At 27.2% G+C, this 12,161-nt stretch carries 14 protein-coding genes and 1 pseudogene; 9 read left to right on the top strand and 6 right to left on the bottom strand.

The window, feature by feature from the left end; translation table 4 throughout:
• Positions 1–36: 36 nt before the first annotated feature.
• The 6 genes from pfkA (at position 37) to SDAV_RS12190 (ending at position 6,971) form a co-directional block, all read left to right on the top strand.
• Positions 37–1,020: a 6-phosphofructokinase gene (gene pfkA / locus SDAV_RS07955; protein ID WP_114565193.1), complete on the top strand. Its 984-nt coding sequence runs from the start codon at positions 37–39 to the stop codon at positions 1,018–1,020.
• Positions 1,021–1,073: 53 nt separating this feature from the next.
• Entirely contained in the window at positions 1,074–2,510 is a 1,437-nt protein-coding gene (gene pyk / locus SDAV_RS07950) for a pyruvate kinase (RefSeq protein WP_114565192.1), read from the top strand.
• 255 nt (positions 2,511–2,765) lie between these two features.
• Entirely contained in the window at positions 2,766–4,682 is a 1,917-nt protein-coding gene (gene thrS / locus SDAV_RS07945; RefSeq protein ID WP_114565191.1) for a threonine--tRNA ligase, read from the top strand.
• Between the two features lie 350 nt (positions 4,683–5,032).
• Positions 5,033–5,437, top strand: a complete 405-nt coding sequence (locus tag SDAV_RS07940) for a hypothetical protein (RefSeq protein ID WP_186823367.1) — start codon at positions 5,033–5,035, stop codon at positions 5,435–5,437.
• A 156-nt stretch (positions 5,438–5,593) separates the two neighbouring features.
• On the top strand, positions 5,594–6,706 hold the full coding sequence (aguA, locus tag SDAV_RS07935) for an agmatine deiminase (protein WP_114565190.1): 1,113 nt from the start codon (positions 5,594–5,596) through the stop codon (positions 6,704–6,706).
• Positions 6,707–6,821: 115 nt separating this feature from the next.
• Positions 6,822–6,971, top strand: a complete 150-nt coding sequence (locus tag SDAV_RS12190; RefSeq protein WP_186823366.1) for a hypothetical protein — start codon at positions 6,822–6,824, stop codon at positions 6,969–6,971.
• A 125-nt stretch (positions 6,972–7,096) separates the two neighbouring features.
• On the opposite strand, the pseudogene SDAV_RS07930 reads toward SDAV_RS12190, so the two are convergent.
• The 6 genes and pseudogenes from SDAV_RS07930 to SDAV_RS07900 form a co-directional block, all read right to left on the bottom strand.
• Positions 7,097–7,876: pseudogene (locus SDAV_RS07930) on the bottom strand (hypothetical protein); the annotation flags it as partial.
• The gene (locus tag SDAV_RS07925; RefSeq protein ID WP_114564286.1) at positions 7,876–8,079 is read right to left on the bottom strand and encodes a DUF2649 domain-containing protein; all 204 of its coding nucleotides are present in this window, start codon (positions 8,077–8,079) and stop codon (positions 7,876–7,878) included. The pseudogene SDAV_RS07930 and the gene SDAV_RS07925, both read right to left, overlap by 1 nt.
• Positions 8,080–8,231: 152 nt before the next feature.
• Positions 8,232–8,684 carry a DUF3627 domain-containing protein gene (locus SDAV_RS07915; protein WP_114565189.1) on the bottom strand — a complete coding sequence of 151 codons (453 nt, stop codon included), beginning with the start codon at positions 8,682–8,684 and terminating at the stop codon, positions 8,232–8,234.
• Entirely contained in the window at positions 8,668–9,009 is a 342-nt protein-coding gene (locus SDAV_RS07910) for a hypothetical protein (RefSeq protein ID WP_114565188.1), read from the bottom strand. Before SDAV_RS07910 ends, SDAV_RS07915 begins: the two co-directional genes overlap by 17 nt.
• 393 nt (positions 9,010–9,402) lie before the next feature.
• Positions 9,403–9,654 carry a hypothetical protein gene (locus tag SDAV_RS07905; RefSeq protein ID WP_071937632.1) on the bottom strand — a complete coding sequence of 84 codons (252 nt, stop codon included), beginning with the start codon at positions 9,652–9,654 and terminating at the stop codon, positions 9,403–9,405.
• Positions 9,654–9,803, bottom strand: a complete 150-nt coding sequence (locus SDAV_RS07900) for a hypothetical protein (RefSeq protein WP_015967969.1) — start codon at positions 9,801–9,803, stop codon at positions 9,654–9,656. The genes SDAV_RS07905 and SDAV_RS07900 overlap by 1 nt, the downstream gene beginning before the upstream one ends.
• Positions 9,804–10,660: 857 nt before the next feature.
• Here SDAV_RS07900 and SDAV_RS07890 point away from each other — a divergent pair.
• The 3 genes from SDAV_RS07890 (at position 10,661) to SDAV_RS07875 (ending at position 11,942) form a co-directional block, all read left to right on the top strand.
• Positions 10,661–10,942, top strand: a complete 282-nt coding sequence (locus tag SDAV_RS07890) for a hypothetical protein (protein WP_114565186.1) — start codon at positions 10,661–10,663, stop codon at positions 10,940–10,942.
• A 426-nt stretch (positions 10,943–11,368) separates the two neighbouring features.
• Positions 11,369–11,614 carry a hypothetical protein gene (locus SDAV_RS07880; protein WP_114565184.1) on the top strand — a complete coding sequence of 82 codons (246 nt, stop codon included), beginning with the start codon at positions 11,369–11,371 and terminating at the stop codon, positions 11,612–11,614.
• Positions 11,604–11,942, top strand: coding sequence for a hypothetical protein (locus SDAV_RS07875; RefSeq protein WP_114565183.1), 339 nt, complete (start codon positions 11,604–11,606; stop codon positions 11,940–11,942). The genes SDAV_RS07880 and SDAV_RS07875 overlap by 11 nt, the downstream gene beginning before the upstream one ends.
• Positions 11,943–12,161 lie beyond the last annotated feature (219 nt).

Genomic DNA, 12,161 nt, shown 5'->3' with positions numbered 1-12,161 from the left:
ACAAGATTAAAGAAACAAAAGAGAAGGAGAAAAAGCATGCTTAAAAAAATTGGAATTTTAACATCTGGTGGTGATTCGCAAGGAATGAATGCGGCGATTGCTGGGGTTATTAAAACAGCACATGCTAAAGGATTAGAAACATATATTATTCGTGATGGTTATTTAGGATTAATTAATAATTGAATGGAAGTTGTTGATAATAATTTTGCGGATAGTATTATGCGTTTAGGAGGGACTGTGATTGGAAGTGCACGCTTACCGGAATTTAAAGACCCAAAGGTACGAGAAAAAGCTGTTACTAATTTAAAAAAACAAGGAATTGCAGCATTAGTAGTTATTGGCGGTGATGGCAGTTATCAAGGAGCACAACGGTTAACAGAGATGGGAATTAATTGTATTGCTTTACCAGGAACAATTGATAATGATATCACTTCATCAGATTATACGATTGGTTTTGATACTGCCATTAATATTGTTGTTGAAGCAATTGATCGCTTGCGTGATACAATGCAATCACATAATCGTTGTTCAATTGTGGAAGTAATGGGTCATGCATGTGGTGATATTGCTTTATATGCTGGAATTGCTGGTGGAGCAGATATTATTTCAATTAACGAAGCTGCTTTATCTGAGACAGAAATTGCTGAGCGGGTTGCAACATTATATCAAGCACAAAAACGAAGTGTTATTATTGTTGTTAGTGAAATGATTTATCCCGATGTGCATAAATTAGCAAAATTAGTTGAAAGTAAAAGTGGTTATATTACCCGTGCAACAGTTTTAGGACATACTCAACGAGGTGGTAATCCAACGGCAATGGAGCGTTATCGTGCTTTTCAAATGGCACAATTTGCTGTTGAACAAATTATTGCGGGAGCAGGTGGTTTAGCAATTGGCAATCACGGTGATCAAATTATTGCTCGTCCAATTGTGGAATCATTAAGTATTCCACGACCATCACGGAAAGAAATTTGAGCTAAATTTGATGAATTAAATCAGAATATTTATCAAAAATCATAATTTTACGATAAAATAAGGTGGTAAAATATTTTTAGAAGGAGATTATCAAGAGAATGGATAACTTTAATATTAACGAGAAAATGAAAAGAACAAAAATTATTACAACAATTGGACCAAGCACCCATTCAGCGGGAGCCCTTGAAGAACTGTTTAAAGCAGGAATGACCACAATTCGCTTAAACTTTTCACATGGAGATCATGATGAACAAGGAGCACGAATTGTGTGAGCACGAGAAGTTAGTGCTAAAATTGGTAAACCAATTTCAGTATTATTAGATACGAAAGGTCCAGAAATTCGTGTTGGAATAATGAAAGATGGGAAGCAAGAAATTGTTGCTGGTGCAACAGTTACAATTTATTCATTACCAAAGGAATATCAAAGCCGTGAAGGAACTGGAACGGAAATTACTGTTTCATATGATATGTCACAAGACTTAAAAGTTGGTGACGTAGTATTAGTTGATGATGGGAAATTACAGTTAAATGTTACTGGTGTTAAGCCAGGAATTATTGAAACAAAAGCTTTCAACCATCATATTGTTAAAACAAATAAACGAATTAATTTACCGGGGGTCGACTTTACATTACCATTTTTAGCTGAAAAAGATATTAATGATATTAAATTTGGAGTTGAACAAGGAATTGATTATATTGCAGCATCATTTGTTAACACAGCTGGTAATATCAAAGAAATTCGAAAATTATTAAAAGAGTGTAAAGCTGAACATGTTCAAATTATTGCTAAAATTGAATCACAAATTGGAATTAATAATATTGATGAAATTATTGCCGCATCGGATGGAATTATGGTTGCGCGGGGAGATTTAGGTTTAGAAATTCCTTATTATGATGTTCCATATTGAGAAAAAATTATTATTCGTAAATGTCGTGAAGCAGGAAAAATTGTTATTGTTGCAACACAAATGTTAGAAACAATGACAGAAAATCCATCGCCAACACGAGCAGAAGTTACTGATGTTTATTTTGCAACAGAATTAGGATCTGATGCAACAATGTTATCAGGTGAATCAGCAAATGGTGACTATCCATTTATTACTGTTCATACGATGGCAATGATTAATAAACGAGCAGAGCATGAATTTTATTCAAAATTATATTATGAAAAGCAATTAGAAGATGCTATGAATTCAACAACAGGACCACGCGCTGATATTGCTAAAAAATTAGCAAATAAATGTAAAGATGGAAAATATGAATATGCTGTTGTTGTTTCAAACACCGGAGAATTATTAAAAACAATTTCAAAATTCCGCCCGAATGTAGTAATTTTAGGAGTTAGTCCACTTCCAGAATTGTATACTGCCTTTGGATCATGGCATTCAATTTTTATGAATAAAGTTGATAATTATGAAGCATTTAAAACAGATGAAAAAGCAATTTGTGAAGTTGCAAAAAAATGAGGAGCAAAAATTGGTTCAACAATTTTATTTGCGCGCAACGAAGAAATTAAAGAAATTACAATTAAATAATTAAACTAGTTACCCATGGTCTAATCTTCCTCTTTTCTCAGAAAGTTAAGGATGATGGAAGCTTAATAAAAGAAAGATTAGATTACTAGTAACAACGGTTAGTTTACGTTTAAGTACTTTTCGTTATTAAGTGCGAAAGATAAATTAGGTTAAATCCTAATTTAATTAGGATGGTACCGCGAAGAACTCGCTCCTAGTATTATTGTTTTAATAATATTGGGAGCGAATTTTATTTTTAGGAAAGGAAGATTACAAATGATTAAAATTACATTACCAGATGGGCAAGTTCGTGAATTTAAAAGTCCACAAACAATTCATGCTATTGCCAGCAGTATTGCATCAAGTCTAGGGAAAGCTGCCTTTGGTGGGGTTTTTGCTGGTCAAATTCATAGTTTAGACTATTTAGTAACAACTGATGGGCAATTAGAAATTATTACTGATAAATCACCACGAGCCTTATCAATTTTGCATAATACAACAGCATTAATAGTAGCAAAAGCAATTACTAATTTACATCCAACCGCTAAAATTGCAAAAATTGTGGTACAAGATGATACCTTTTTAATTGACTTTGATGTTGAACCACATTTAAAAGAAACCGATCTTAGTGCTTTAGAACAGGAAGTAACAAAATTAATTAATAATAATCTTGCTATTAAACCTGTTTTAGGGACTCTGACCGATGCAAAAAAATGATATATGGATAATCATTATTTATTAACTTTTTGTCTAGAAACAGGGTCAGAACAAGCCGGATACTTACTTGGCAATGAATTATATTTGCCAAATACTTATCCAGTTACAACTTTAAAACATATTAAAGTATTAAAACTTTGAAGTTTATCAGGAGCGTATTGACAAGATGATGCTAAAAATAAAATGTTGCAACGATTAACTGGAAGTTCACATTTTTCGCGTGAATTATTTGAACAAATATTATTAGCATATGAAGAGCGTAAACAACGCGATCATCGTAAAATTGGAAAGGATTTAGAAATCTTTACTTTTGATAAATTAGTTGGACCCGGTTTACCAATTTGGTTACCAAATGGAATGGCATTAAAAAAAGTACTACAAGAATATATCCGAGAAAAAGAATGAGAATATGATTTTATTGAGGTTGATACACCAGTTATTGGAACTAGTGAAATGTATAAAATTTCTGGTCATTGGGATCATTATCAAGAAAATATGTTTGCACCAATGGCACAAGATAATGAAATTAGTGTTTTACGGCCAATGGCATGTCCGCACCATATTGCTGTCTATAATTATAAACAACGTAGTTATCGTGAATTACCATTACGGATTGCTGAGCATGCCATTTTACATCGTTATGAGACATCGGGAAGCTTAACAGGACTCGAGCGAGTACGAATGATGCAATTAACTGATTCACACATCTTTTTACGTCATGACCAGTTAAAAGAAGAATTTAAACGTTGTTTTAAATTAATTAATGAAGTTTTAACAGATTTAAAAATTACTGTTGATTATTATTCATTGTCATTACGTGATCCAACAAATAAGGAAAAATATTATGATGATGATCAAATGTGAAATCATGCTGAACAAATGCTACAAGAAGCATTAGATGATTTAAAAATTCCATATGTGCCAATGATTGGCGAAGCAGCGTTTTATGGACCAAAGTTAGACATTCAAATTAAGACAGCATTAAACAATGAAATTACTGTTTCAACTCTACAATTTGATTTTTTATTACCAAAAAAATCAAATTTAAGTTATATTGATGCAACAGGAGCAAAAGCAAGACCAGTAATGTTACATCGTGGTTTAATTGGAACTTATGAGCGTTTTATTGCAATTTTATTAGAACAAACAAAAGGGGTTTTACCATTTTGATTAGCTCCAAAACAAATTGTCATAATCCCAGTTAATAATGAGTATCATTTGGAATATGTTAATGAATTGCATCAGCAATTTAAAAAGTTAAAATTACGTACAATTATTGATGATCGTGATGAGCGTTTAAGTTATAAAATTCGAGAAGCACAAGTTGCTAAAATTCCATATCAAATTGTGATTGGTGACCAAGAACGGGATAAAAAAATGATTACTTATCGAATTTATGGACAAGAAGACCAAATTACTACTACTTTTGATAAGTTTATTATTTTAATTAATGAACAAATTGTTAATAAAGTTTAAAAAAATATTTTTTTCAGGAAAATTATATTTCCTTTTTTTAACCCCTAAAATTATGATAAACTAAAAGTGGAAAAAACTTTTTAATGGATAAGTATTTGCTAATATTTATGTTTAATTTTCGTAATAAATATTATAAAACAAAACTAGGATTATGATGTTAGGTCGTTTAACTAAAAAGGATTACTACTTTAATTGTTATAAATTTACAATTAATCAAAAATAAGTATTTTGTTGTATTAATTAATTTTAATAAAAACAATTACCCTCTATTTGATAACATAATTTTAACTTTATTTTTAACACAAGATATTTGCTAGTTTATTGTATTTATGATAAGGTTATAATAAAATATGAGGAAAATTGGTGAAGAAATGGCAGTTAATCTTTTTGAAATTGATTATTTACAATTATGTTTTTCTGATTTAGGTTCAAATTATATTAAACAATCAGAAATGACAGATATTATTTTATATCAAAATGAAATCCAAGTTGATAAATTACGGGTTAATTATCATCAAAGACATTTAGAAAAAGAATGAGATTCATTTAAACTTAAAATTATTAATTCAACTGCCGCAACAGAAGTTTTTAATCTTTGTTTAAATTTAAATTTTGCTTTAACAAACAAAATTAAGGTTCTTTGTAAATTAAAACCTCAGGGAAAAATGATTACACGTTGTATCGCAAGTATTAGTCAAATTATGTCATCTTCACCAGTTTCTTTTGAAATTAATATTTTAAATCAAATGTATTAAAAAAATATCTATATTGAAAATTTTTGTTTAAAAATGATTTTTAATAATAATAAACATTTATATATTATTTGTTATTTAAAACAAATAATATTTTTTAATTATATTTTTCTTTATTAATAAAATAGTCGGTGCTATTTAGAACGGAGGAATTATAAAATGAGTAAATTATTAACAACAACTCCGCAAGAAGATGGGTTTTATTTGCCAGCAGAAGCAAGTAATCATTTACAAACTTGAATGATATGACCATATATGAAAGATAATTGACAGAAAAATGCTTTTCCCGCGCAAAAATTTTTTGCATTAGTTGCTAAAATTATTAGTAATTATGAACCAGTCCAAATGATTGTTAATGAACAGAATTATTTACGAGTTAAAAAAATGCTAGGAAATAGTAATATTAACTTAGTAAAAACAAATTATTATGATAGTTGGGCACGTGATATAGGAGCACTTTATTTAATAAATGAAAAGGGAGAACGCCGTGCAGTTAGTTTTGAATTTAATGGCTTAGGAATGCAAAATAGTTTAATGTTAAAACCAAAACACTTTAACTGAGACTATAATGTGGATAATAACGTGGCTATTACAATGGCAAATACTAGCGGTGTTGATTATTATGCTTGTCCGTTAGTGCTAGAAAGTGGGAGTATTCATGTTGATGGCGAAGGAACATTATATACAACCGAAGAATGTTTATTAAACCCAAATCGAAACCCTACTTTAACAAAACTTGAAATTGAACAATATTTAAAGCAATATTTAAATGTTAAAAAAATTATTTGAATTACAAGGGGACTATATAATGATGAGGCATGTGGTCATATTAACAATTTACTTCAAATTGTTGAACCCGGACATGTTTTATTAGCATGAACAGATAATAAAGATGATCCACAATATGAACGAAGTATCGAAGCTTTATCATTGTTAGAATCAACAACTGATGCCAAAGGGCGAAAACTAAAAATTACTAAAATTTATCAACCACTTCCATTATTTTTAACCCAACGTGAAGCAACTGACCGTGAATGTAGTTTACGTTTTAAACATCGAATGCCAGGTTTTCGTCTTCCTGCTAGTTATCTTAATTTTCATTTTGTTAACAAAGCGCTGATTTGTCCAATTTTTGGTGATCCAGTTTATGATCAAAAAGCAATTATGGTATTACGAAAATGTTTTCCAAAACGGAAAGTAATTCCTGTTTATGCACGTGAAATAATTTTAGGTGGTGGGGGCATTAATTCAATGACACAATCAGAATTTTAATCTTAAGATTATAATATTTTTTTTTTTTTTTTTGTAAGGTACCATATACATTTAAGACCACTAAGGTGGTTTTTTATCGTTAAAAAGGTATTTTAAGCAAAAGAGTATTTAATATATGGAAAAAATTAATAATATTGTTAAACAAATAAAACAAGTAAAACAAATCTGTGGTGATGATTTCAAAAAATGACCTAACAAAATTGCACATGAGACATTAAAAATGGTTTATGAAGAATTAAAAGAGGCCCAAAATGGAAACAATTAAAAAATTATTAGATAAAAAATTTGATTATTTTAATAGATGATTAAATGATTCAAGAATAAGTGATAATACTTATACAATGATTTATAACCAAATATATGAACTACAAAATAAAATTAAAAAATTATTAGATCAACATCCGACTTATGTTTTACTCTTTTACCTTCTGCTCTTCGTTCTACTGATTTTGTTTTTCAAATTTCATAATCCGTTATATCTTGAAAAATACCAATTCGCATAATAAAGAAACGATTAAAAAAATTAAATCCTTTTTTAGCAATGGGTTTTTTCAATGAAATTGGAATAATAATCCCACTTGCTAACTGGCGAATATTATTTCAAATCATACCTTCACGCTGAGCAGTAAACAACGCACGATGTCCAAAATGTCTCGCTAAAACAATTCACGGTATTTTACCACTATGAACTTTTTTCTCATCGTGAGGACTAGTTCCGTCAATATATAAATAACTTTCATCAAATAAAATAACACTATCATCGGGTGGGACTAGTTTTGTTCGATCGGTAAAATCTAAATTTTTAAATGTTAAAACTTTAACTTTATCATCTTCTAACGGATAATTACTATAAATTTCATCTGTCAATAATTTCATATTTTGCGACAAATAAGTTAAAAGTAATGTTTTACCAGTTCCTAACTTACCAATAATTACCGATAACGGATTATCTCAAACAAAATTTACTAACCGAAAAGCATTTAACTGATAAAAAATATTTTTTCACAATCATCACACAAAATATACACATTGCAAAGCAAATAATATTCAAAATACTAAACCAACACAATAAAAAGAAATTATCCAAAGTAATAAATCAATTAAACTAAACAAAAACATTGAACCACTAATATAACAATAGTTTTTAAAGAAAAATATAAACTTTTTCATTATTTAAAATACCCAACTATTTTAAAAACCATTCACAAGAAAAACCAAGTTAAAAACAAAATCACAATTCAAACACCAACCATCAAAGTTAAATATTCATTTTGCGTTAAATTCCACATTGTAATACTTTCAACATTCGCCTTATCTATAAACAAAAAGATATAAATAAAAAACTCTTTGAATTCTTGTCAATCATTTTGCATTTTTAAAAACTCCACATTTTTTGAATAAGTTTAAAAAACATTCCAAAAAACAAAACAATAAATAACACAAACGATATAACATATAAAAACTCAGGGGCATTTGAACCAATAATATAACTAACAAATTGAACTCAATAATCATATAAACTCATTTAATTTAAACTTTCTAAATCATTAATTAATTGTTCTTCTTTTTCAACACTTCAATTTGTTAAATTATTATTGTTATTATTTGCTTTTACTTTTTTAGGTTCACTTAAAAATAACGCTTTTTTCATTTTAGTAAAATAATTTTGTTTATATTGATTATATAAATTGATTAATTCTGTTCCAGTTAAATATTTTCAAATATTTTGCTTTAAATTTTCATCATATTTTACAATAGGATAAGAATTATCATAAATCAAACCGATTGCTACTTGTTCCGAATGTTTTTCACTCGGATAAATAAACTTATTATTCAATCAAAAACCAATATGACGATTATGATTGGGTAAATTAATAAAACTTGCTTTATCTGTTGTAAAAGGGATAAATTCCTTACTAATAATAAAATAATTTTCTATATTCTGATTTTTCTTAACAAAATTACTCAATTTTATCATCTCCACTTCTTAGTATTTTACCTTCTCCTAATTTTCCAACTATATTTTCTAACGGTAATAATTGCTTCTTAAATACTGTAACTTTAAATTCCTTAACTTCTGATATATGATCCATAATTACAAATGGTAAAAGTACAACAAAAAGCATTAAACAACCTGAAATACCTATAATATCTCCTACATTTAAAGACCAAATTATAAAAACAATACAAAGACCAGAAATAATTAATATAGCAAAATAAATAGAAACAAAAACAAAATTCATAATAATAAATTCTTTTTTTAATTTTTTATATTCCTTAGTTGTTTTAAATTTCATATCCATAATATAGTCTCCTAACTAAATATTTGTTTAATAAACAATGTTATAAATAATGTTTATATAATGTTTTTTAATTGTAATAAACACTGATTATTAACAATGTTATATATAATGCTAATATATTGTTTATTTAATGTTTAATAAACATTGTTAATAAACATTGTTAATAAACATTGTTAAATATAAAAATAATAAAAATTGGCACACTGAAAATAACTATTAAGAACTTTAATAGTAAATATAATAAGTTCATTTTTCTATTTAATAAATTCATTTTTTACAAATGTGATACCATCTATTTTTTGATTATCATGAATGGTATCACCAATTAAAACAATTATTTCACTAAAACTTCCTAGTGTGCCTTAACTAAGATATAATCGATTATAATAAATATTAAAATCCTTTAACCATAACACGGAAAAAGTTTAAGATTTTAATAATACAAAATATAGCAAATGGAATTAATATAATTCACGCTTCACCTAAGAAAACCATTATCTCAGGTAAAATATTTGTTATACCTTCTTTAACTTTTCATAATGCACTAGTCAAACCAGTTCAAATCCCAGTCATACCCTCAGTCATAGTTTTAGGTGTAGGTGCTGTTAAAAAATTAAACGCTGTTGTTAAATACATACCTAACATTATTTATTACTCTCCTTTCTTTCAATTTCTTTTTTATCTTTTTTCTTTCCTCGAATTTGTTTAATTTTTTGATAAATTGATAAACCAATTCAAGCAAAAATCCCTAATATAATAACAACACTAAATATTGTCGTTAATCAAGTTGGCATAATACATCTCCTTTCTAAAAACTAAAAAATTGAAATTTGCAAACTTGCTCCGCTCGTTGTCGCTTCTCTCCATTAAAAACACTACTGAATAAATTATCCGCTAATAAATTACTCGGAATAATTTATTCTTTTACTTTTTAATTTCAATATCTTTTGCAATCTTATTAACAGTATTAATAACATTATCTTTACCATACTTTTTCACTAGGGACCGCAAAATAAAATATTGCTTTGTTTGCATAATTTCAACTCCTCAATTAAAAATATTAAAAAAATTTACTTTCCAAAACTTTAAAAACCAAAAATACAAAATGTATGTGGTTTCTACAAAAAAAATAAAACAACTAAAAGAAATTAAAAAAATACATCAATATTCTGTGCGATGAGCATCAGATATTCCACATATTAAATTTAAAAAAAGTACAACATAATTATTGAAAAATTTATTTATTTAATAACAGAAAGGAGAAAGTTTATGCGTGAAATTTTGAACTGTGAAGCAGGATGTCATGCTCGAACACGAAAATCGAACCCGGGTTCGATTTTCGTGCTGAATTTTCTAAAAAAGAAGATGGCAGTTTTTATGAACCGCATAAACAAAATAATAAAAGGAAAAATATTTCAAACTATCGAATACATAAAACATCAATTCAACCGTATAAAAAATGTGGCAATGAAGTAATTAGTTATATAATTAATACACCTGAACGTTCATTTATTTTAGCTTCTTGTTTTGTTTTAAAGATAAATTTAAAGAAGAATGATTTTTAATTGGTATAATTCCGCAATTGAGTCATTGAACTAGATCTATAAAAGATAATGTAAAAAAATAGTCAAATAAAAAATATAAAGGCTATATGTTATTTCATGATTTAATTGATTTAGAATTATATGATCATGAAATTTGAGTAGCTTATGAAAATAACTTAATTAAAATTTTTTATAAATCAATTGAAGAAAAAAATAAAAAACTTGAACATTGAAATAATTTAAAAGCAAAAATTGTTAAAGAAAAAGAACAAGAAAAAAACCAGGACAATGTCCTGGAAAGTAAGAAACAAGAAACCCCTATTAGTAACACCGATCCACCTGATGAAGTTGATTTAGAACAATTATTGAAAGATTTATCAGCGTTATAAAGGAGGGGGAATTTAATAAAGACTATTTGTACAAGATTATTATATCATAGTAGACTTTTTCTACGTAAAGTTATTTTTTTTATTTAAAAAATATTCAATATTTTTGATAAACATAAAAATTACAAAAGAAATGACAAAAGAAATTACAAAAAGAGTAACAAATGGAAATGAAGGGTAAAATGAATAAATTATTTACTGATGACAAAAGAAGTCGAATATCAATTGGCATTGATCCAGCCTACTGGTATATTTTTAAAAACATATAAAACCAAATCACCTATACGTAAACATATACAATTGAAATCTGATAATCCAGTTGAATCTGCATTAAAAATACAAAGTGAAATTAAAAAATTTCAAGAAGTTAATAATTTTATTTTAATCGAAGTCATTGTAATTGAAAATTTGCATTAAGGTCCTGAAAAAATGAAAGAAGTTAAAGCTACCAGAGAATTAATAGTAATTCTTAGATATATCTATGATACAAAAATTAGATTGCATAAGCCAAATGATAAAGATAAAATTAAAGTAAAAAAATTATTAGAGGAATTTGGTCAAAAAAATGAACATGCAATACATGCAAAAATAATCTTGGAAGCACATTTATTAGAAAAAGAAAGAGGGTTGAAATGTGAATTATGAAATTGGGAGGAAATAAAATATGGGAGTTAGACATATTGAAAATAAAGTATTAGTAGCAATTTTTGATGGTATTGTTACTGTATATAATAAGAGAATAAAAGATGAGGATTATAATGGTATTAAAATTCCAACTTTAACATTACAAGTTAGATGAGGTTCAAGTTATGGTTTTATTAAAAGTTATGATCCTGTTGAAATGAAAAAACTTAATCGATTTAATATTGATGATGTTTTTCATATTAAGAGTATAATAACAAACGATTTTAATAGAATGAATAAAAATAATATTTTGATTGTAAAAAATATTCAGGAAATTAATCGTGTTGGAATTTTAAAAGAAAAATATCGAAAAAAATAATATTTGACTTTTAACAAAAAATAGTGCATCAATTACTGACAGGAGGAAATTTAACATGTTAAAGATTTTAAAATTAGATGAAAATGGTGAACCAATTAAAAATTAGGATGGCACTTATGTCATTGAAGACTTTAATTTAGATGAAGTAATTAATAATGCCATTGAAGAATATAAAACAACACAAAGTGAAGAGGAAACTAAAAAGGCTGAAGAAGAAGC

The organism is Spiroplasma phoeniceum P40 (assembly GCF_003339775.1).
GTDB lineage: Bacteria > Bacillota_I > Bacilli_A > Mycoplasmatales > Mycoplasmataceae > Spiroplasma > Spiroplasma phoeniceum.
The sequence above is the reverse complement of the archived record's forward strand: the minus strand, read 5'-3'. Positions and strand labels throughout refer to the sequence as shown.